18 protein-coding genes are annotated in these 22,108 nt (G+C 36.0%); 16 read left to right on the forward strand and 2 right to left on the reverse strand.

Annotation, left to right across the window (positions count from 1 at the left end; genetic code table 11):
* The first annotated feature begins 1 nt into the window (after position 1).
* The 12 genes from gyrA (at position 2) to IV57_RS09195 (ending at position 11,964) form a co-directional block, all read left to right on the forward strand.
* On the forward strand, positions 2 to 2,509 hold the full coding sequence (gene gyrA, locus IV57_RS09140) for a DNA gyrase subunit A (protein WP_057881222.1): 2,508 nt from the start codon (positions 2 to 4) through the stop codon (positions 2,507 to 2,509).
* Positions 2,510 to 2,707: 198 nt separating this feature from the next.
* Positions 2,708 to 3,004 carry a 30S ribosomal protein S6 gene (gene rpsF / locus IV57_RS09145; RefSeq protein ID WP_057881223.1) on the forward strand — a complete coding sequence of 99 codons (297 nt, stop codon included), beginning with the start codon at positions 2,708 to 2,710 and terminating at the stop codon, positions 3,002 to 3,004.
* Positions 3,005 to 3,041: 37 nt separating this feature from the next.
* The gene (ssb, locus tag IV57_RS09150; RefSeq protein ID WP_057881224.1) at positions 3,042 to 3,677 is read left to right on the forward strand and encodes a single-stranded DNA-binding protein; all 636 of its coding nucleotides are present in this window, start codon (positions 3,042 to 3,044) and stop codon (positions 3,675 to 3,677) included.
* Positions 3,678 to 3,700: 23 nt separating this feature from the next.
* The gene (rpsR, locus tag IV57_RS09155; protein ID WP_057881225.1) at positions 3,701 to 3,937 is read left to right on the forward strand and encodes a 30S ribosomal protein S18; all 237 of its coding nucleotides are present in this window, start codon (positions 3,701 to 3,703) and stop codon (positions 3,935 to 3,937) included.
* A 336-nt stretch (positions 3,938 to 4,273) separates the two neighbouring features.
* Positions 4,274 to 4,477, forward strand: coding sequence for a helix-turn-helix transcriptional regulator (locus tag IV57_RS09160; RefSeq protein ID WP_057881226.1), 204 nt, complete (start codon positions 4,274 to 4,276; stop codon positions 4,475 to 4,477).
* A complete protein-coding gene (locus IV57_RS09165) occupies positions 4,464 to 4,997 on the forward strand; it encodes a DUF3278 domain-containing protein (protein WP_057881227.1) in 534 nt (177 codons plus the stop codon). Before IV57_RS09160 ends, IV57_RS09165 begins: the two co-directional genes overlap by 14 nt.
* 308 nt (positions 4,998 to 5,305) lie before the next feature.
* Positions 5,306 to 7,309, forward strand: coding sequence for a DHH family phosphoesterase (locus IV57_RS09170; protein ID WP_057881228.1), 2,004 nt, complete (start codon positions 5,306 to 5,308; stop codon positions 7,307 to 7,309).
* An 18-nt stretch (positions 7,310 to 7,327) separates the two neighbouring features.
* Positions 7,328 to 7,783 carry a 50S ribosomal protein L9 gene (gene rplI, locus IV57_RS09175; protein ID WP_057881229.1) on the forward strand — a complete coding sequence of 152 codons (456 nt, stop codon included), beginning with the start codon at positions 7,328 to 7,330 and terminating at the stop codon, positions 7,781 to 7,783.
* A 7-nt stretch (positions 7,784 to 7,790) separates the two neighbouring features.
* Positions 7,791 to 9,170 carry a replicative DNA helicase gene (gene dnaB / locus IV57_RS09180; protein ID WP_057881230.1) on the forward strand — a complete coding sequence of 460 codons (1,380 nt, stop codon included), beginning with the start codon at positions 7,791 to 7,793 and terminating at the stop codon, positions 9,168 to 9,170.
* 22 nt (positions 9,171 to 9,192) lie between these two features.
* Positions 9,193 to 10,479 carry an adenylosuccinate synthase gene (locus tag IV57_RS09185; protein ID WP_057881231.1) on the forward strand — a complete coding sequence of 429 codons (1,287 nt, stop codon included), beginning with the start codon at positions 9,193 to 9,195 and terminating at the stop codon, positions 10,477 to 10,479.
* 157 nt (positions 10,480 to 10,636) lie between these two features.
* Positions 10,637 to 11,482, forward strand: a complete 846-nt coding sequence (locus IV57_RS09190; RefSeq protein ID WP_057881232.1) for an NAD(P)H-binding protein — start codon at positions 10,637 to 10,639, stop codon at positions 11,480 to 11,482.
* A gap of 50 nt (positions 11,483 to 11,532) precedes the next feature.
* Positions 11,533 to 11,964 carry an Rrf2 family transcriptional regulator gene (locus IV57_RS09195; protein WP_057881233.1) on the forward strand — a complete coding sequence of 144 codons (432 nt, stop codon included), beginning with the start codon at positions 11,533 to 11,535 and terminating at the stop codon, positions 11,962 to 11,964.
* A gap of 63 nt (positions 11,965 to 12,027) precedes the next feature.
* Here the strand turns inward: IV57_RS09195 and IV57_RS09200 are convergent, their stop codons facing one another.
* The gene (locus IV57_RS09200) at positions 12,028 to 12,954 is read right to left on the reverse strand and encodes a hypothetical protein (RefSeq protein ID WP_057881234.1); all 927 of its coding nucleotides are present in this window, start codon (positions 12,952 to 12,954) and stop codon (positions 12,028 to 12,030) included.
* Positions 12,955 to 13,027: 73 nt separating this feature from the next.
* Here IV57_RS09200 and IV57_RS09205 point away from each other — a divergent pair, with 73 nt between their 5' ends.
* Both IV57_RS09205 and IV57_RS09210 read left to right on the forward strand, forming a co-directional pair.
* Positions 13,028 to 14,323, forward strand: a complete 1,296-nt coding sequence (locus IV57_RS09205) for a hypothetical protein (RefSeq protein ID WP_057881235.1) — start codon at positions 13,028 to 13,030, stop codon at positions 14,321 to 14,323.
* A gap of 8 nt (positions 14,324 to 14,331) precedes the next feature.
* The gene (locus tag IV57_RS09210; protein ID WP_236704354.1) at positions 14,332 to 17,208 is read left to right on the forward strand and encodes a transglycosylase domain-containing protein; all 2,877 of its coding nucleotides are present in this window, start codon (positions 14,332 to 14,334) and stop codon (positions 17,206 to 17,208) included.
* Positions 17,209 to 17,385: 177 nt separating this feature from the next.
* Here the strand turns inward: IV57_RS09210 and IV57_RS09215 are convergent, their stop codons facing one another.
* Positions 17,386 to 18,834 (reverse strand): APC family permease, encoded by a 1,449-nt coding sequence (locus IV57_RS09215; protein ID WP_057881236.1) that lies wholly within the window; start codon positions 18,832 to 18,834, stop codon positions 17,386 to 17,388.
* A gap of 275 nt (positions 18,835 to 19,109) precedes the next feature.
* Between IV57_RS09215 and IV57_RS09220 the strand changes: the two genes are divergently transcribed.
* Both IV57_RS09220 and IV57_RS09225 read left to right on the forward strand, forming a co-directional pair.
* On the forward strand, positions 19,110 to 20,267 hold the full coding sequence (locus tag IV57_RS09220) for an LCP family glycopolymer transferase (protein ID WP_057881237.1): 1,158 nt from the start codon (positions 19,110 to 19,112) through the stop codon (positions 20,265 to 20,267).
* Between the two features lie 67 nt (positions 20,268 to 20,334).
* Entirely contained in the window at positions 20,335 to 21,879 is a 1,545-nt protein-coding gene (locus tag IV57_RS09225) for an ABC-F family ATP-binding cassette domain-containing protein (RefSeq protein WP_057881238.1), read from the forward strand.
* Positions 21,880 to 22,108 lie beyond the last annotated feature (229 nt).

The raw sequence follows: 22,108 nt of genomic DNA on the forward strand, positions 1-22,108 counted from the left end.
AATGGCAGATCATAGAATAGAAAATGTTAATTTGACAGAAGTCATGAAGAATTCCTTCGTAGACTACGCTGCTAGTGTTATCGTGTCACGTGCGTTACCTGATGTTCGTGATGGTCTCAAACCAGTTCATCGCCGTATTCTTTATGGTATGAATGAGTTGGGTGTTACACCTGACAAGCCATACAAGAAGAGTGCCCGTTTTGTTGGGGATATCATGGGTAAATATCACCCCCATGGGGATTCGGCTATTTATGAATCAATGGTTAGAATGGCGCAGGACTTCAGTTATCGTTATCCGTTAGTTGATGGACATGGTAACTTTGGTTCAATCGATGGTGATCCACCTGCTGCGATGCGTTATACCGAAGCTAGAATGAGTAAGATGGCAGTTGAAATGTTGCGAGATATCAACAAAGATACTGTTGACCTTGTTCCTAACTACGATGGTGAAGAAAAAGAACCAATGGTTTTGCCAGCTAGATTCCCTAACCTTTTGGTTAATGGAGCAACTGGTATTGCCGTTGGTATGACAACCAATATTCCATCACATAATCTAAAAGAAGTTATTGATGCACTCCATATTTTGATGAGAAATAAGGAAGCAACTGTGGCTGATTTGATGAAGGTTATTCCTGGACCTGATTTCCCAACTGGCGGAATTATCATGGGCCGTTCTGGTATCAGAAAGGCATATGAAACTGGTAAAGGAACTATCATTCTTCGTGCCAAAGTAGATGTTGTTACTAAGAAGAGTGGAGCCGAACAGATTATCGTGACGGAACTTCCATACATGGTCAATAAAGCTCGTCTTGTTGAAAGAATTGCTGAATTGGCTCGTGAAAAGAAGCTTGAAGGTATTACTGATTTGAACGATGAATCTGACCGTGAAGGTATGCGGATCGTAATTGATCTTCGTCGTGATATGAGTGCTTCTGTTCTCTTAAATAACCTTTACAAATTAACTCAATTACAAATTTCATATGGTATCAACATGGTTGCTATCGTTGGTAAAACACCAAAGGTCTTTACTCTTAAAGGCGTCTTAGTGGAATACTTGAAGCATCAAGAAGTTGTTATCAGACGAAGAACTGAATTTGAATTAAAACGTGCTAAGGCTCGGGCACATATCCTTGAAGGATTGAGAATTGCCTTGGATCATATTGATGAGATTATCAAGATCATCCGTGGATCACAAACTTCAGCGATTGCTAAACAAACTTTGATGGATAGCTATAAACTATCTGACAAACAATCACAAGCTATCCTTGATATGCGTTTGGTTCGTTTGACTGGTTTGGAACGTGATAAGGTTGAAGCTGAATATCAAGATCTATTAGTAAAAATTGCTGACTTTGAAGATATCTTGGCTAAACCTGAACGTGTCGACAAAATTATTTATGATGAATTGCTAGAAATTCAAGAAAAATTCGGTGATCCAAGAAGAACTGAAATTCGTGCTAGTGAAGTTGCTAACATCGAAGATGAAGATCTAATTGAAGAAGAGAATATCTTGATTGTTTTGACACATAATGGTTATATCAAACGTTTATCTGCTGATGAATTCCGTGTTCAAAATCGTGGTGGCCGTGGTGTTCAAGGAATGGGGATTCATGATGATGATTTCATTGAACAAATGATTTATACATCGACACATGACCGCCTCTTGTTCTTTACCAACGCGGGTAAGGTTTATCGTATCAAAGGGTACGAGGTCCCTGAATATGGCCGTACAGCCAAAGGAATCCCTGTTATCAACCTTCTAAACATTGAGAAGGGTGAAAAGATTGAAACAGTCATCAATGTCGATCGTGATGTTGACCGTGACAATTCATTCTTATTCTTTGTAACTAAGTACGGAACTGTTAAGCGTACACCGGTAAATGACTTTGCTAATATCAGACATTCTGGTTTGCGTGCCATTACTTTGAAGGATGAAGACGAACTTAATAATGTCTTCTTAACTGACGGTGAAAAAGTTATTATAATCGGTACTCATAAAGGTTATGCCGTAACATTTAAAGAAAGTGATGTTCGTCCAATGGGTAGAACTGCTTCTGGTGTTCGTGGTATCAAACTCCGTGAGGAAGATTACGTTATTGGTTCATCAATTGCCAAAGCTGATCAAGAAATTCTAACTATTTCCGAAAATGGTTATGGTAAGAGAACTTCAGTCAGCGAATATCCAGTTAAGGGTCGTGGTGGTAAAGGTATCAAAACTGCCAACGTTACTGAAAAGAACGGACCTATTGCCGGATTAACAGTTGTTGATGGTAAAGAAGATATCATGTTAATTACCAATAAGGGTGTCATGATTCGTTTCGATGTCGAAAGTGTATCGCAAACTGGTCGTGCTACTCTGGGTGTTAGATTAATCAAGGTTGATGATAAATCAATCGTTTCGACAATGACTAAAATTGCTGAAGATGAAACCGAAGATTCAACTGATGAAAATTCAACTGAATCAACACCAGATTCAGATTCTGAAGCAAATAAAACAGATAATAATTAAAAAATAATCGTTTCTGCGTATTTTGATATGTACCCCAAAAGGGATGCGTGTCAGGCAGAAACGATTTTTATTTTGGATAGTTCTAGTAATTGGTAGGAAATTATGATAAACTAATAAGCCGTGAGTATAAAAATGTAGTTAATTTATGCTCCTTGTTCCTCAATTGGAACCATTAGACCATAAGGAGGTGTACAGTCCATGGCTGAAGCACATTACGAAATCACATATATCATTAAACCTGATATGGAAGAAGACGCAAAGAAGGTATTGATCGATCGTTACGATAAGATTCTTACTGACAACGGCGCCAAAGTAATCGACTCAAAAGACTGGGAAAAGAAACGTTTAGCATATGAAATCGCTAATTACAAAGAAGGTATTTACCATATTGTAAATGCTGAATCTGATAACGATGATGCAATTAACGAATTTGACCGTCTTTCAAAGATCGACGATAACATTCTTCGTCACATGATCATTAGACGCGAAAACTAGTTTTGTTTCACGTGAAACAATTTAAGGAGGCAGATAAATGATTAATCGAGTAGTTCTAGTTGGACGCCTGACACGTGATCCTGAATTGAGATATACTTCTAACGGAGCAGCGGTTGCCAGTTTTACAGTTGCTGTAAACAGACAATTCACTAATTCTCAAGGAGATCGTGATGCCGATTTTATCGGTTGTACTATTTGGAGAAAAGCTGCCGAGAACTTTGCTAATTTCACTAAAAAAGGTTCTCTTGTAGGAATCGATGGACGTATTCAGACAAGTTCATATGATAACCAACAAGGTCAAAGAGTCTACAGAACAGATGTAGTTGTTGAGAATTTCTCACTGCTTGAATCTCGTGCTGAAAGTGAAAGAAGAGGTTCTGAAGGTAGTAACAACTCTAATCAAGCACCTAGCTATAATAATTCAAACCAATCAAGTCCGTCTTCTTACGGAAACAATAATAGTAATAACAACAGTTACAATAACAGCAGCAATGCTGGTAGTGGTAACAGTAGTAATTACAACAACAGTAATAACAGTTCAAGTACTAGTTCTAACAGTAACAACAATAATAATAACAACAATCAATCTAACAATTCTAACAACAATATGACAGATCCTTTTGCTGATAACAGTAAACCGATTGACATATCTGATGATGATTTACCATTTTAATATAGAAGGGAGCAATTAATATAATGGCCCAACAAAGAAGAGGCGGACGTAGAAGACGTAAAGTTGACTTCATCGCTGCTAATCATATCGAATACATCGACTACAAGGATACAGAACTACTAAAGAGATTTATCTCAGAACGTGGTAAGATCCTTCCTAGACGTGTTACAGGTACAAGTGCTAAGAACCAACGTAAGCTAACTATTGCTATCAAGCGTTCAAGAATCATGGCTCTATTACCATTCGTTGCAGAAGACTAATTTTGTAATTTAAAAAGATCACATTCAGGTGGTCTTTTTTTTATGCACTCTAAATGGCTTTGCCGTTTAGAGTGCATTATTCGGATACTAGGAAATATTAAATATCTGTTTTGACTGAGTATTATGGGTCAGTTGAAACGGATATTTTTAGTATGCCCATTTAGATAGGTTAAAGTAAGAAACAGCTTTTCCATATGTTTTAATATTAAAAATGCTTATGAATGGTACCGCTTTCTAAAAACGTTTAAAATGTCATATATATTTGACATTAAATACGAATAGAATTAAAGTTAATGTGTAATATATATATGACATTAAAGGGATGATAGATCAATCATGAATCAAGTCTGTGAGTATCGTCGCAAAAAAAAATTATCACAAATGGCACTGGCTAATCAGGTAGGTGTTGCACGACAGACAATCAATTTAATTGAAAATAATAAGTATAATCCATCCCTAGATCTTTGTTTGAAGATTGCTTGGAGTTTAGAAACGGATTTAAATACGTTATTCTGGAGGAAAAAAGATGAAAATGAGTGATCGAATCATAAAATGGTTTTTTGGCGTACCTGGAACGATTGATGAACATGTAAAAGCTGAAATAGGAGAAGTATCAGTTAAAGCATTGATTATAACGTTTATTTTTGAACTGGTATTTAACGGTAGTTTATATTTGTACACATCCCTAGTTACAATTACTGATTTTGAAACCCTTCTGTATCTAGTCACGATGATTCAATTTATTGCGATTTTGCTAATAATGGGTGGATTTACAACAATAGTTTTGAAAAAAAGAGGAGTAACTACGCAGGAAGTAGTAGCTGATGATAAAAGGATTGTGGAAAAACGATTAAAGCATAAATGGCTAAGAATTGCTCCAATTATCTTTATTCTATATTGGATTTTGGGAACACTATTTACCTTAGAAGGGGCTAATTTCTTTTCAAAAATAATGGATTTAAAAACGATGATTGGATCATTTATCTTTATGATAATTTTTTGTCCAGTAATGTATTTTTATGAAAAAGGCAATATTAAGGTAGTACAAAATGATGTTTAATCGATTAAAAAATTACTGAAAATAAAATTTTTGTACCAACCATCTAATTCTAAAGATTTAAATATCCACATCAACTGGTTAGACTACTTTTAGGACAGTTGATGTGGGTATATTTTTGTTCTAGGTTTTTGATTCTGATTTTTAATTCAATTCTAAGTGAATAATATTGGTGTTTTTTAATCGTTAGAGTTATATTTTTGTTACCGCTGTCAAAAGTTCCTTTTTCTGAAAATTTCAATATTATATATATGAAGAAAGAAGAAGTCGGCTGTGATAAAATTAAGGGGTATATCTAAGAGGGGACTAATATGAAAAAGATAAAATCAAATCTGAAATTCTTCCTTTCACGAGTTGATCATTCAACTCAACTAACGGCGGTCTCTTTGATTGTAATGTTATTATCGATATTGATAGTAGGCTTGATTCATGGCTCCGTAGCCGGATACATTCAAGCAATACTAATAATAATTTCATTGATTTTATTTGTATATCTATTCTTGCTATTGGGCGAGAAAGCCGGGAAATATACTAATAATTTACAATATCGAATTGATCGGGGAACGGACAACAGTTTCGTTGAGTATCCATTAGGAATACTTTTGTATGATACTGAGAAACATATCCAATGGGTAAATCCTTATTTTGTTGAAGAAACGGGATTTAATCCATCTAATAGTATGAATGTCGGAGACATCTCATCTGAACTTTCTAGTTTAATTGATGATGAAAAACATGCTGGTAACCAAACAATTCAAATAGATAATAAATATTACTTAGTTCAAGTACAAACAGAATTAAAGGTTATCTATCTATTGGACATTACACATTATTCTAAAATTGAAAAAAGGTATGAAGATAATCGTTCGGTCATTGGACAAGTATATTTGGACAATTATGCCGAAATTACTCAATCAATGAGTGATCGAGATATTTCTAATTTGGACAATTATATAACCAATGAATTGTCCAATTGGGCTTCAGAGCAACAAATGTTCTTGAAGCGAACTGATGATGATCATTTCTTCATCATGGCTTATACGGGACGAATTTTTGATATGGAAAAGAATGGCTTTAAAATTTTGGATGTCATTCGTGAATATACTTCCCAACAAAATGTTCCGTTGACTTTGAGTATGGGCTTTTCTTACGGAATTGATGACTTGCATAAGTTAAATGATGAAGCACAGAAAAACCTTAACTTGGCGTTAGGTCGTGGTGGTGATCAAGTTGTCGTTAAAGAAATTGGTGAAAAAGCTCGTTTCTACGGCGGTAATACTGATCCGATGGAGAAGCGGACTCGGGTTCGTGCCAGAATGATCAGTGAGGCTCTCCAGGAATTATTGAAAGATAGTGATCAAGTAATCGTTATGGGCCATTCACATCCTGATATGGATGTTCTAGGATCATCTTTAGGTATTAGACGTATTGCTATGATGAATAATACTCCATGTAAGATCGTGATCAATCCTAGTACTTTACATTCTGATGTTAGTCGTTTGTTGGGTATGATCGATGAAGATCCAGATATTAAAAAGGATATTATTTCACCCGAAGTATCTGAAGCAATCAAGACACCGAGAACTTTAATTGTGATGGTTGATCATTCAAAACAAAGTATTTCTATCAATCCTGATTTATTTAAGGGTGATAATAATAAAGTGGTTGTGATTGATCACCATAGACGTGGCGAGGAATTCCCAGAAAATCCAATGCTGATTTATATTGAGCCATATGCATCGTCTACTAGTGAATTGATCACAGAAATGTTAGAGTATCAACCTAAGAACAAGAAGGCTATCGAGAAGATCGAAGCTACGGCTTTATTAGCCGGTATTACAGTCGATACGAAGTCATTCTCACTTAGAACTGGTACAAGAACCTTTGATGCAGCTAGTTATTTACGTTCAGTAGGTGCTGACGAGGCGGTTATCCAAAATGTCTTGAAAGAAAATATTGATTCATTTATTCAAAAGAGTCATTTGATTGAAACGATTACTATGGTTCACAGCGACATGGCCGTTTGTTTTGGTGAAGAAGATAAGACATACGATCCAGTTATTGTTGCTCAAGCAGCCGATACATTGTTATCATTAGATAATGTTGAAGCATCATTTGTTATTAGCAAACGTCCAGATGGTCGTGTGGGAATTTCGGCACGTAGTTTGGGGAATGTTAATGTTCAAGTCATTATGGAGAAACTTGGTGGTGGTGGACATTTGTCTGACGCTGCAACTCAAATTTCTGATTCAACGGTTGAGGATGTCAAAAATCAATTAGTTGGTGTTTTGACGGATTCTAATAAGAAGAGCTAAGAGGAGGATCATTAGATTATGAAAGTTATTTTCCTAGAAGATGTAAGAGGTAAAGGTAAAAAAGGTGAGGTTAAGAACGTTGCTGCCGGATTTGCTCAAAACTTTTTAATTAAGAATAAGCAAGCTATTGAGGCAACTAAAGCTAATATTGCTAAGCTTAACGCTGAACAAAATCGTGAAGCTAAAGATTATGAAGCTGAAAAAGAAGAAGCTAAGGTTTTAAAGACAGAAATTGAAGATGACAAAACAGTTGTTGAAATTTCTGCTAAAGCTGGAACTGACGGTCGTCTTTTCGGTTCAGTTACTACTAAAAAGATTGCTGAAGAACTTAACAAGCAATATGAAATCAAAGTCGATAAGCATAAAATGGTGCTTTCTGATGGTGTTAAAGCACTTGGATATATTAACGTTCCTGTTAAGTTATTCGAAGGTGTAGAGGCTACCATTCGGGTCCACGTTGCTGAAAAGAAGTAGGATATAAATGAATAACGATATAACTTCAAGAATACCGCCCAATGATAAGGATGCTGAGCAAGCCGTATTAGGAGCGGTTTTTCTTAGTCAAGATGCTTTAATTGAAGCAATGGAATACGTTGATGCTGATGATTTTTATCAACATGCCAATCAATTAGTTTTCCAAGCAATGATGAATTTGAACGATGAAGAAGAACCAGTTGATGTCGTGACAGTTCAAAATGAACTTGATCGAGCTAATCAAATTGAAGATATTGGTGGAGTTAGTTATTTAGCCGAATTGGCTAGTGCTGTTCCAACGGCTGCTAATACCACTTATTACGCTAAAATTGTTAAGAATAAGTCAACTTTGAGACGTTTGATCAATGCTGCAACTGGGATCGTAACACGGAGTTTTGAAGAAGATGATGATGTTGATAGCATTATCGATATGTCTGAGAAAGAGATTATGGATGTCTCTGAAAACCGAAATCATAAGGGATTCAGACGGATATCTGATGTTGTTAAGTCGTCTTTTGAAGAAATCGATAAACTTTATGATCAGGATAGTGATGTTACTGGGCTTTCAACTGGCTACAAAGATCTTGATGATATGACGACTGGTTTGCACAAAGATGAATTAGTTATTTTGGCTGCTCGTCCTGGTGTTGGTAAAACTGCCTTTGCTTTGAACTTAGCTCAGAACGCTGCGACTAAATCTAATGCGACCGTAGCCATTTTCTCTTTGGAAATGGGTGCTGAATCATTGGTTAACCGGATGCTTTGTTCAGAAGGTAGTATTGATGCCAATTCACTTAGAACTGGTAAGTTAGATGAGAATCAGTGGAATAGTTTAGTCGTTGCCATGGGTAGCTTGTCTAGAACAAACGTCTATATCGACGATACCCCTGGTATTAAAATGGCTGAAATCAGATCAAAATGTCGTCGTCTATTAAAAGAGAGCGGACATTTGGATCTAGTTATCATCGATTATCTTCAATTGATCGAAGGTACTGGTCAAGAAAATAGACAACAAGAAGTTTCAGTTATTTCTCGTAATTTGAAAAAATTAGCGAAAGAACTTCATTGTCCGATAATCGCGTTATCACAGCTTTCCCGTGGTGTTGAGGCACGTCAAGATAAACGACCAATGTTGTCAGATATCCGTGAATCTGGTTCAATTGAACAGGATGCGGATATCGTAGCTTTCCTTTATCGTGATGATTATTATCGTGATGAAGATGGTGATGGCGATAACAACGACCAAGGAGAGCCAGAAGATCAGGATGTTGGTGAGGTAGAAGTCATCATCAGTAAAAACCGTTCAGGTCCTCGTGGGACGGCCAAGTTATTGTTCGTGAAATCTTATAATAAGTTTTCATCGATAGCGAATATTCCAGAAAATTAAATAGTGTAGGTGTAGAAGAAATATGACAACAGTTGTTGTAGTAGGTACCCAATGGGGCGATGAAGGTAAAGGTAAGATTACCGATTATTTCAGTGGTGAAGCTAACATTATTGCACGTTACCAAGGTGGAGATAATGCTGGACACACTCTAAACATTGATAATCACGTTTACAAATTGAGATCAGTCCCATCAGGAATTTTGTATTCAGATAAAACTAGTGTTATTGGTAATGGGGTTGTTTTAAACCTCGAATCTCTTCAAGAAGAATTGGGACGTTTGCATGATCAAGGCGTTGATACAACTAACTTGAAGATTTCTAACCGTGCACAGTTGATTCTTCCATACCATATCGAATTAGATAAACTTCAAGAAGCCGCTAAAGGTGATGCTAAAGTTGGTACAACTAACCGTGGTATTGGACCAGCTTATACTGACAAAGCTTCACGTGTTGGTATCAGAATGGCTGATATTCTTGATAAAGATTTGTTCAAAGAACTTTTGACAGAAAACCTTAAGCAAAAGAATGAATTATTTACCAAGATCTACGGTGTTGAACCAATGAACTTTGATGATATTTTTGAAAAATACTATCAATTGGGTCAAGACTTAAAGAACCGTGTTATTGATACATCTGCATATTTGAACCGTGAATTAAAGAATGGTAAAAATGTTCTATTTGAAGGTGCTCAAGGAATCATGCTCGATATTGACCATGGTACTTATCCTTATGTAACTTCATCAAATCCTGCTGGTGGTGTAACAACTGGTGCCGGTGTTGGTGCTCCATTGATCGACCACGTTATCGGAGTTGTTAAAGCTTATACATCCCGTGTTGGTGCTGGTCCATTCCCAACTGAGCAATTAAACGATATTGGTGACTTCTTACGTGAGGCTGGTCATGAATATGGAACAGTTACTCACCGTCCTCGTCGTGTTGGTTGGTTAGATCTAGTTGTACTAAAACATTCATGTAACGTCTCAGGTGTTACTCACTTGTCACTTAACTGTTTAGATGTTCTAACTGGTCTTAAAGAAATCAAAGTCTGCACAGGCTATGATTTGAACGGTAAGATCATCGATGAATATCCAGCTAACTTGAATGTATTAGCTAAATGTAAACCAGTTTACAAAACTTTTGCTGGTTGGAATGAAGATATGACTCAAGCTAAGAGCTTGAATGACCTTCCACAACAAGCTAGAGATTACTTGGACTTTATCAAGGCACAACTTGGCGTTGAATATGCTACAGTTTCAGTTGGTCCTGATAGAGAACAAACTATTGAAGTTAATGATGTTTGGAAAGCTTAGAACACAATTAAATAAGAAATTTACAGCCACTAGGGAAAAATCCTTAGTGGCTTTTTTTGTCTCTAAACTAAATACTTGTTTTTAAAATAAATGGTGTTATTATATTTGTAACAAGTTAATAATAAAGTAACATCTAATTGAAAGAGGGATATTTATAATGACAAAATATGCGGTAACAGGTATAACAGGACATTTTGGTAGTAATGCACTTAAAGAATTAGTTAAATTGGTACCGGCAACTGATGTGACCGGATTGGCACGTAATACTGCTAAGGCTGAAAAGATGGTGCCAACGGGTGTTACAGTCCGTTCTGGAGATTATACCAATGTTGAACAATTGACAGAATCACTAAAAGGTGTGGATAAGTTATTATTCGTTTCATCACAACCAGGTGGTCCAGTAGCTCGCTTGACACAACATGAGAATCTAGTCACAGCAGCTAAGAATGCTGGCATAGAATATATTGCTTATACAAGTTTTCCACATGCTGATATTGCCACAGCTCCATTGGCATCAGATCACAAAGCAACTGAGAAATTCATTATTGAATCCGATTTGAAGCACTCATTCTTACGAAATAATTGGTATCTTGAAAATGAAGCAGCATCTTTAAGGGCCGCCGTTAATGGTCAAGACTTTGTTTATGCAGCAGGTGAGGGTAAAGCTGGCTGGGCTTTGGAAAGTGAATATTCAGAAGCAGCTGCGAAAGTTTTAGCAACTACTGATCCGAAAGATGTTTACGAATTTGCCGGTAATAGTAGAACTTATCATGATTTAGCTACGGCAATTAAGGACGATTTTAAAGAAGTATCATTAAGTGAAGCTGATTATGGTAAAGCCTTAGAGGCCGCCGGCATGGATGAAGCAACTGTTGGTATTATAGTAGGTATTCAGGATTTGATTCGCCAAGGTCAACTTAGTGAAGAAACATCTGATCTACCAGATGTCTTAGGACACCAATTAACAGACCTTTCACAGGCTATTCAAAAGATTGCCGAGTAATTGCCACCATTTGCTATAATAGATGATGTTCATTAGGAGGAGGTTAGACTATGAAATTTTCCAATAAATTAAGTGATGGCGTGCATATCTTAGCCTATGTTGATATTTGTAAAGACGGCGATCTTTCTAGCGCTGCCATTGCTAGTAGTATTGAATCAAATCCTAGTTTAGTCAGACGAATGATGTCACGTTTAAAGAAAGCTGGGTTATTGGTCAGTCAACCAGGAGTTGTCGCACCAGGATTAAGCCGTCCAGCAAGTGAAATTAGTCTATTGGACGTTTATCAAGCAATGGAAGACAATCAAAACTTATTACATGTTGATGAAAAAACTAATCCTCAATGTATTGTTGGTGGCAATATTCAACAGACATTGACTAAGGTTTATCAAAAAATCCAAGCTGATGCTGAAGAGAGTATGGCCCAAGAGTCATTGCAGAATATTATTGATGATATTTTGGTAAATAATAAAAGCAAAAATTAAATTTAACAACGAAAAGAGTCCTGAAAATTAAATTTCAGGACTCTTTTTATAGTAAAAATACTGTTAATTCTTATTATCTGTAGCGACGATACCTTTTTGAAAGTTAATAAATCGACCACTGTTACGACTATAAGTTAAAGTGTAGTAATAGGTATTATCTTTACTCAATTGTTTAACATAAACTCGGGTATAACGTGGCACGTCCGATATCTGATAACCGATGATACTAGAATTACTGACTCGAGAATTTGAGTTTTTAGCTAAATTGTAAAGACCGATATTACTCTTGTCAGGGTTAAGCCCCAGGTTAATTGAAATTTGGTTAAAGTTTCCGGGGAGATTGGCATTGGTAGCGGTCAAATTAGAATTGATAATAGCGGTTTTTAAACGTTGCATAAAAGCCTTTGCTTGGTCGTTACCTGCATTACCCATGACAATTCCATCAATGACAAATCGAGGTGGATACTTATTCGACTTGGTATTGAGATATTTAGCTGAGCGGATTGAGTCTCCCTTGTAATAGAGACGATAGCGATAACTAACGATAGTTTTGGTATCATCGTAACGATTACAACTAACCGTGATGTACTTGCCATGGATATCTTTTCCGAAATTAAGTAGGGTCATTTTGGCGATATAACGATGTGGTTCTTTGTTGACCTTATTCAGTAAAGATTTCTCTTGGTCATTGGACAAAAAGGACAGTTCCTTCGTATTATCATAGTCATCATTAATCGTACTAACCAAATTGATAGCTTGCTGCTTTTCTTTAGTCATATCGCCATCATTGATGTCGACGGCTTTAGGAGCAATATCTTCATCAATATTTTTGGGATTAACAATTAAAGAAAAAGGAATCGTGATTTGGGAAATCCCATTGATAGTTTTATCTTTAATTTTTCCTAGATTAAAAGCATAGGCGAGAATAATCATTATTAATAAGAGTAGAATGACGATCCATTTAATATATTTTTTGTTTAATTTTTTCAAAATTTCCACCCTTTATTTGCAGGATAATTTACTATATATAATAACAAGATGAACTAGATATTTGGGGAAAATAATGAAAGATAAGAAAGATTTAAAGAGTAGTACGAAATCAGAGCACTATTTGTTATTAGGTGCAGGTGTTGTCGGAATAATCACCGCCATCATCTTTTTTCTGATGCTTTCCCGTGGTGTTGTCAATGCAGTCGTAACTTCGAAAATATCTAGTCAGTATCAAGATAAGGAATTGGAAGTTCTTAAGACAGATTTGAACTACAAATCACTCGATTTTATTGGTGGTGTTATCAAAGTAAGTGATGGTTATGTGATCACTTCAAGTAATGTTAAAAAATATCGACAATTGGAAGATTATATTCAGGCCCGGAAGAATCGGACCAAAGGGGTCAGTGAACTTTATGATGGCAAGAATAATTATCGAGACGACGTTACCAGTGATAAGATCAATGAGCTTGATAAGACACTGCTGAAAGAAAAAAATCAGGATGTGTATCAGAAACAACGTAATCAGTTGGATACGATTCAAATATGGTATGAGCAGACTCAAGATGCGGATAAATATTTGGATAAAACTTGGAACGGGTTTAATGATGATAATGCTAGTTTGAGTTTTAAAAAGATTTCAATGGTTAATACCTATTATAAATTGATTAAAAATAAAACGGTTAAAAAACGGTGGAGTGAAGCTGTTTCTAAAATGGACCAATATTTTGCCAATAACAAAGGGGAAAGCTCGCGGGTCGCTGCAGTTAAAGAAGAATTAGCAACTCTGCGCAATTCGCCATTAACACAAAAATATACACCCGCAAATGTTGATATTGTTTCAAGTTTAAATTTCTCGGGTGATACCTCAGATGTACTCAGTCAAGCAGGTGTTACAGGTAAATATGTACTTTACTATGATTCTAGTAAAAACAATTTGGCTCTGATGACTAGAAGTGGTGGTAGTTATGTCGCCGAAGATGGTTATATCAGTGTCAGCAGTTCACAAGTAAGTTCCGGTAAGTACACGATTAAGAAGATCGTTAATGCAGGGAGTTCAGATGCTATTATTACTGACAGTAGTAATAGTAACTTTGGACAATATGTTTCCAACGCCAGTACTAGTGAACTCAGTTCCTTAAATGTTTCTAGCCCAGATAATTCAACGGCTAATTTTAATTCAGCAACGCCAGTTTTCTGGTTTAAAAATAATTCAGCTTTAACTAGATCAATTTACTTTAATGATGGTTCAAGCCTTGGCTTTATCTATGCAGGCGGAACTAGTTATAACAATGGTATGCAAATTAGTTCGTCAGACTTGTCTAATTTGATGTCACAAATCTCTTCCGGAATAACATTCTATGTTAATTAGGGGCTAATATGCGTAAGAAAAAATTGGAACATAAGTTAATTAAAAAAAGAAAAAAATGGCCCTGGGTCTTGTTGACCCTAGTCTTATTAATCGTCCTTAGCGTAGGAGCTTTTTGGTGGAAGTATGGTTATGATATTAAAAATACAGTAGCTGATGGCTATTCATACAGTGAGGGTTTGAAGAAATCAGACTTTCATCCCCGAAACTCAACCGTGGTTTATGATCGTAATGGCAAAGAAATTAAGAAGTTGGCCCAATCGAGTTCAGATTATACAACTTTTGATAATATCAATCCTCAAATAAGTAAGGGATTAGTGGCAGTTGAAGATCAACGTTTTTACATTCATCACGGTGTCGATATGTATGGAATTTTACGTTCTATTGGCTCCAAATTAATGCATCGACGTACCGAAGGTGGATCAACTTTGACTCAACAACTGGTTAAGAACGTTATTCTGCAAGATCAATCACAGAATATGAATCGGAAACTCAAGGAAATGGTGATTGCCCAACAGTTAGAGAAAAAATTTACTAAACATCAAATTCTTGAATTTTATATCAACAATGTTTATATGGGTCATGGTTCCTATGGTTTCAGTGCGGCGGCGGACTATTTCTTTTCTCAAAATCAAAAGGATCTGTCAATCGATAAATTAGCAATGCTAGTGGGACTGCCTAATAACCCTACCTACTATGATCCTGTAGCTAATCCAGCACGAGCAGTAAAACGAAGAAATATGATTTTATATATCTTTCATCAACGTGGTTTAATTTCCAAACGGACATATTTGGCTGCTCGGGAGCGACCACTTGGTTTGAAAATCAACGAAAAGAAATATGATAACGATGTTTCTAATAACTATGCTCTCAGTTATGCCATTTATAATGCAACTGAGGAATTGATGAAGTCATCTGGCTTTACGATGAAATATGATTTTACAAGTGATGCTGAGCGTCAAAGTTACAATACCCATTATCAACAGGAGTTTGAACGTGCTCATGGTGAGTTGATGGACGGTGGTTATACAATCCATACCACTATTGATATGGATGTCCAAAATAAGATCGAAGAATTAGTTAATAATACGTACAAGTCTTATACAAGTCGAACTGAAAATGGCAAGTTAACACCTCAGGTGTCAAGTACGGTTATTGATAATAAAACTGGCGATGTGATTGCGGTAATTGGTGGGCGGACAACTCAGGACGATCAAGTCAACCGAACCATCAATGGTTATCACCAACCAGGTTCAACAGCTAAGCCAATTGTTGCCTATGCACCTGCTTTTGAACGTGGATATTTACCACAAAGTAGTGTGATTGATTCGGCAGTTGGTAATCCCATCATTCATAACTGGTACAGCGGCTATACAGGTAGTACAACGGTTCGTCATGCTTTGGAAAACTCAATTAATACAGTGGCTTATAAATTGGCCGCTCAGGATACCAAACATACATACTATGATGATTTGGTTAAAATGGAATTTGCGCGCCTTGATTATACACAAAGAGACGATCCTCGTTTAGCGATTGGTTCCTTTACCTATGGAGCAACAACGACGGAAATGGCTTCAGCGTATAGTTCGTTTTCACGTGGAGGGAAATTTATTCATCCCAGCAATCTGACAAGTATTTATGATAATGATAACGATCGTTATATTTATCAGAATACTCATATGAAAAAAGACGTTTATACCAAAAACGCCAGTTATATGATGATCAATACTATGCAATCAGTTATTAGTGATGGTTTAGGAAAAGCCGCAGCTTTAGATAACTATAAGTACACTGCTGGTAAAACTGGATCGACCGATGATAACTATGATGCTTATTTTGTTGGGATGACACCTGATTTTACGATTGCCAATTGGACCGGTGATGATAAAAAAGAAGGTAGTTTGACGGCTAATGAGCAGACTTTATCAATGCAAGCTTTCAAAGCTGAAGGTGAGTATATGGTCGGCCAAATGAAGCAAAAGGAAAAGGACTTCAAAAAACCAAGTACGGTGACTGTTAGCGGTAGTAATTTGTCTGTTAATACTAGCAATAACAAACCAAGTATCCAAGATATTATCGATACTGATTTCTCGAAGTACAATACTACTCAAGAAAATAAGAACACTAATCGACTTTATAATCTTGATTACCGAATTATCTATCATTTGACTAAGAAAGAAGAGTTTAGACGAGAAGATAAGGTTCAAAAGGCAATTGATAAGTATAATGAATCACCGATTACTAAAGAATCGCAATACGATAAAAAACTTAGTGAGTTGCAGAAGATACGTTATTTGAATGCAAATGTGAAGCGTCAAAGTGCCAAAGCACGTTTTAACCGTCAGATTTTACAATTACAAAAGGATCTCAATATGAGTCAGGCGATGTTCCAGGCTGCGAAGGATAATAAGAAAGTAGCTAAGTATGAGGCTGAAAAAGAGGCCATTGAAACTCAACGGGCACAAAAACGTCAGTCAATGGTTGATAAATTGATGCCACAATACAATTCACAGTTACAGAAGGTTAAGGATGCCTATAAGAATAATGATTCTGATAAAGCCGATCAAAAACAAAAGTTGGTCGACATCATGAATGAAATTAGAAGTTATGGTGGAAATGTACCTGATGTGAAGATTGCTACTGGGAGTGGTTCTAGTTCTAATAGCAGTACCGGTTCGAGTGGAAGCAATTCCAGTTCTGGATCTAGCACAGCTAGTTCGAATAGCTCTAATTCAAGCTCTGGAACAAGTTCGAGTTCAAATTCTAGTTCTTCTAATTCAGGTTCCAATTCTAGTTCTGGAACAAATTCCGGCTCTGATACTAACTCTGATAATTCATCGAACTCATCCAATGGAAGTAATTCATCAAGTTCAACCGATAATAATTAAACTTAGAAATTAGCTTTTGATATAGCTGTTTTAATCTTAAATTGACAGAATAAAGACGGAAACAAATATGATTTTTTCTATTTAATAGCAAAATGCCCCCAATTCGCAATGCGAAATTGGGGGCATTTTATATTAATATTTGCTCGATTCTTGCCTGTGCAGTAGGTAAGTTTAAAATTAATCTAATTCAGGATCATTAGTACGTTTGGCAATAGCTGGCAAGATCAAACCAAGAGCAAGTAGAGCTAATGGTGTGATAATGTTAAGAGCTAATTGGAACCACCATGATGAAGGATCTTTGGCCATATCCATCTTAGGAACCATTCCCATGATACATGCGAAGGCTGTTAAGAAGAAAGTCCAGAGTCCAAAACCAAAACCAACATAACGGTTTTTAACAAACATATAATCTGATTTAAATTCATCTAAGTGTTTCGTTAATAGCATATATGCGAAGAATACCCAGAGGTAACGCATTGGCATAACGATTGAATTAAGATTCAATAACCAGTTATAGAGGTCATTCATTCCATTGATACCAAGAGCAGGTACCACAATCAAAACTGAGACCAATGCAGCAGTCATTTTGTAACCATTGATGGCAACACCACGTTTGTTCTTCTTTGAAAGTGCCTTAGGGATGTACTTTTTATCAGCATCGCCCAAAAGCATACGTAATGGAGCATCAATTGAAATGGCAAGAGCAGCAGCCGAAGCGATTGTATTAGTAATTGCAAAAGCCCAAACGAAGAAATTACCAACATGGAAACTGTTACCAAGGAATTGGAAAGCTTGATAAGCACCATTAGCCATCAAATCGGCTGGTATATGGTTAGAATTAACAATCATACCAATAGCGAATGACCCTAAAATGGCTGAAACAGCTACCATTACGGCTAAGATAATCATACCTAGTGGAAATTCCTTTGAAGCATTTTTAGTCTTATTAACATAGGGTGAGATCTTTTCGGAACCACCAACAGCAAAGACTAACATTGAAATTGTTGTGAAATATTGAAAATCAAATTTCGGTATATATGTGTGAATATCGGTCATGTTTGGTGTAGCAATTTGCACATGAGTGATAAATGGAGCGCTAACTCCTAAGATAATAAACAGCATTGACATAGTAAACATTGCGATACCAGCAATACTACCTAAATTATTTAAAAGTTTTGTACCTTTACTAGCTAACCAAACGAAAGCTAAAAAGATTACCAAACTAGCACCCTGAACAACAAGTGGTGAAGCAGTTTTAATGAAAGAACCGTTCCCCTTAAATAACCAACTAAGACTGATCATAATGACCTGTGGTTTTTGAGCTAAATATGGAACGTGAACTACCCAATAAGTCCAAGCCGCAAAATAGGCTAGTTTGTTATTGGAAAGCATCTTAACCCAGGAACTTACACCCCCACCGGCCTCTTGAAAAGCTGATCCTAATTGTCCTACCATTAAAGTGTAAGGAACAAAGTATAGAACCATAATTAAAATCCATGATGTTACAACAGCTAAACCTTGGTTGGCAAAGTTATTAATAACGTTGTTTAGACCCCAAACAGTAGTAAACCCTAATAAAGCAATATTCCACCATCTGAATGTCTTCGCATTGTTTGCATCTGACATATTCAAATCCTCCTACGAAAGTGATTATACATGAAATATATAATTAAAACTTCTAAATAATGAGATAGTTTTTTTAATATATCCGATGTTATATTTATGTAAATTTTCTTTGATAAAATTGACAGATTGTCTCAAAAATTTATAATTTAAGAATGTAGTTTATAAAAGAAAATTTTAAATCGTTAGTATTAAGCTGTATAATTGCATTCTATCTACTATATAATATAGAGAGATTTGTTTTAAAACGTAGATAGCAAATTAATTGGAGTTTATTTATGGATAACAACAATAAAAACAATATGTCTAGAGAGCGCCGACAAAGATCACGTAACAGTGCCTTGGCCTCTAACAATGGTGGTAAGATCAAGCGTCCATTTCTTAAAATCATTGGTTTAGTATTCTTGGTGATGATCTTTGTGACTGGTGCATATGGATTTAGATTGTATGCTCAAGCACAGAATTCGTTAGGCAAAACTTATAAGGCTTTGGATGGTAAAAAGGTTTCGACCAGAATCAACAATAAGAAACCCATTTCAATTCTCTTATTAGGTGTTGATACAACTGATGATGGTGTCAGAGATATGGAGAAGGATTATCGGGGTAATTCAGATACAATGATTGTTGTAACAGTCAATCCCAAGACTAATAAGACGACGATGGTGTCTGTACCGCGTGATTCTATGACTCAGATCTGGAAGAGCAGTACCAATAACACGAGAAAGATTCAAAAAATTAATTCAGCATATAATATCGGTAATGAAGAGAGTTCTGTTGCAACAACGGAGAAATTCTTGAATATACCAATTGATTATTATGTAAAAGTTGATTTTAATTCATTGAAACAAATTGTTAATGCTGTTGGTGGAGTTAACGTTGATGTGCCATTTAGTTTCTCTTATGGGGATACTGGAACAACACCATCTAAATTCACTAAAGGTAAAATGCACTTGAATGGTCAACAAGCTTTGGATTATTCAAGAATGCGTTATGAAGATCCAAAGGGTGATTATGGTCGCCAATTGCGTCAAAGACAGGTTATCACAGCCATCATTAAGAGTGCAGCTAGCGCTAAGACCTTTACTCATTACCAAAAAGTCTTGGATAGTATCTCTAGTTCGATGACAACTAACCTGAGTTTTGGCGATATGCAGTCGGTCTTCTTTAATTACCGTGGTGCTGCCAAGAATATTGATTCTGATCATGTCCAGGGATATGGTTCGATGATCGATGGTTCATCTTATGAAGTAGTTCCAACTAAAGAGTTGCAACGTGCCTCAAACAAACTTCGGAAACAATTGGGCTTGTCTGAAGAAGAATTGGATAATGAAGAAACAAGATTGAATACATTGAATGAAGATAGAGGTTTCTCATTTAAATCGGGAGATTCCAATCAAATCTATACAATCTTTACCAGAAATCAAACGTCTGAATAAGAATTTGAATAATAAAGACTGGGACGAACTTGTTTCAGTCTTTTCTTATGTATAAAAGGAGATAAATATGAGTGTTTTAGAAGTACACGGATTAACACAACAATTTTTGGATAAAAAATTGTATGATGACGCAGAACTACAGGTCAATAAGGAAGATCATTTAGGAATAATCGGTCAAAATGGGGTTGGTAAATCAACCTTTATTAAGATTCTAACTGGTCAAATTGAACCGGATGAGGGTAAAATCTCATGGAAGAAGCATTTAACAGTTGGATATTTGGATCAACAGGCTAAATTAGCTCCCGGATTGACAATTTATGAGTATCTTAAAACAGCATTTTCAAACTTATATGAAACAAGTGATAAGTTAAACGAGATTTACATGAATAATCCTTCAGATGAAGACCTTGAAAAGGCTGGAAAGCTTCAAGAAATCTTGGATGCCAATGATTTCTATGAATTGGATACTAAGATTCAACAAGTTGCAACTGGGCTAGGGCTCGATGCAATTGGATATGACCACGACGTTTCCAAACTTAGTGGGGGTCAAAGATCAAAGATTATCCTAGCTAAAATTTTGCTAGAACAACCTGACATGATTCTCCTAGATGAACCAACTAACTACTTGGATACTAATCATATTGATTGGTTAGCCGATTATTTGAATAACTTTGAAGGTGCCTTCATTGTTATTTCCCATGATTACACCTTCCTAGACCGCATTATTAATTGTGTAGCCGATTTTGAATTTGGCAAGATTACTAAATATACGGGTGCCTTAAAGCAAGCTCTGAAGCAAAAAGCTGCTAATCAAGAGACCTATATGAAGGCTTATGTTAAACAACAAGGCCAAATTTCTAAGACTAAAGCCTATATTAGAAAGTTTAAGGCTGGTTCTAGATCTAAGAGTGCCAAGAGTAGAGAGAAACAATTATCACATATGGAAGTCCTAACACCCCCAGGGAGCAAGACAGCTGCTAGTTTTGGCTTCCCATATGTTGAAGTACCAAGTTCACGTATGCTATTGGAAGTTAATGATTTAAAGGTTGGTTATGAGGGAAAAGCTCTCTTTGATAAAGCCTTAAACTTCTCAATCGTTAGTGGTGAGAAGATGGTTATTAAGGGATTCAATGGTATCGGTAAGTCTACATTGATCAAAACATTACTAGGTATTATTGAGCCTATTGAAGGTAATTTTGATTTTTCTGAGACAGTTAAGATTGGTTACTTTAAGCAGGATCTAGTATGGAAGAATAACATGGAAACTCCCTTCCAGTACATTAGTGATGAACATTCCGATAAGGATGGTAAGGAGGTTAGACGCGTCCTAGCTAGAACTGGACTAACTAACCAGCAGATCATGTCACCAATGAAATCATTATCCGGTGGGGAACAGACTAAAGTTAAAATTGCTGATCTAATGTTTGATAACACCAACTTTCTATTTATGGATGAACCAACTAACCATTTGGATGACGAAAGTAAGGCAGCCTTACGCAAAGGGCTTAAAAACTATGATGGATCAATGATTTTAGTTACTCATGAGGAAGATTTCTATAGTAGTGACTGGATCGATAAGGTCTTGGATATTGAAAAGATAAAAGAAAATTAGTAGTTTTCAAAAAAATATGAAAAAGTACTTGCATTGGTTTACTATTAACGGTAAGATATTACCTGTTGTCAACGAGACATCAGCTGCTTCAACGGATTAGCAAGAATATTGTTGAAATGTTGAAATAATTATTTTAAATAAAGCCTTGACAAAATATTGTTGCTTTGATAAACTAATTAAGCTGTTAACGTTTGTTAGCAACAAGTAGACCTTTGAAAACTGAACAAAG

It is taken from the genome of Companilactobacillus kimchiensis, assembly GCF_001438805.1.
Taxonomy (GTDB): domain Bacteria; phylum Bacillota; class Bacilli; order Lactobacillales; family Lactobacillaceae; genus Companilactobacillus; species Companilactobacillus kimchiensis.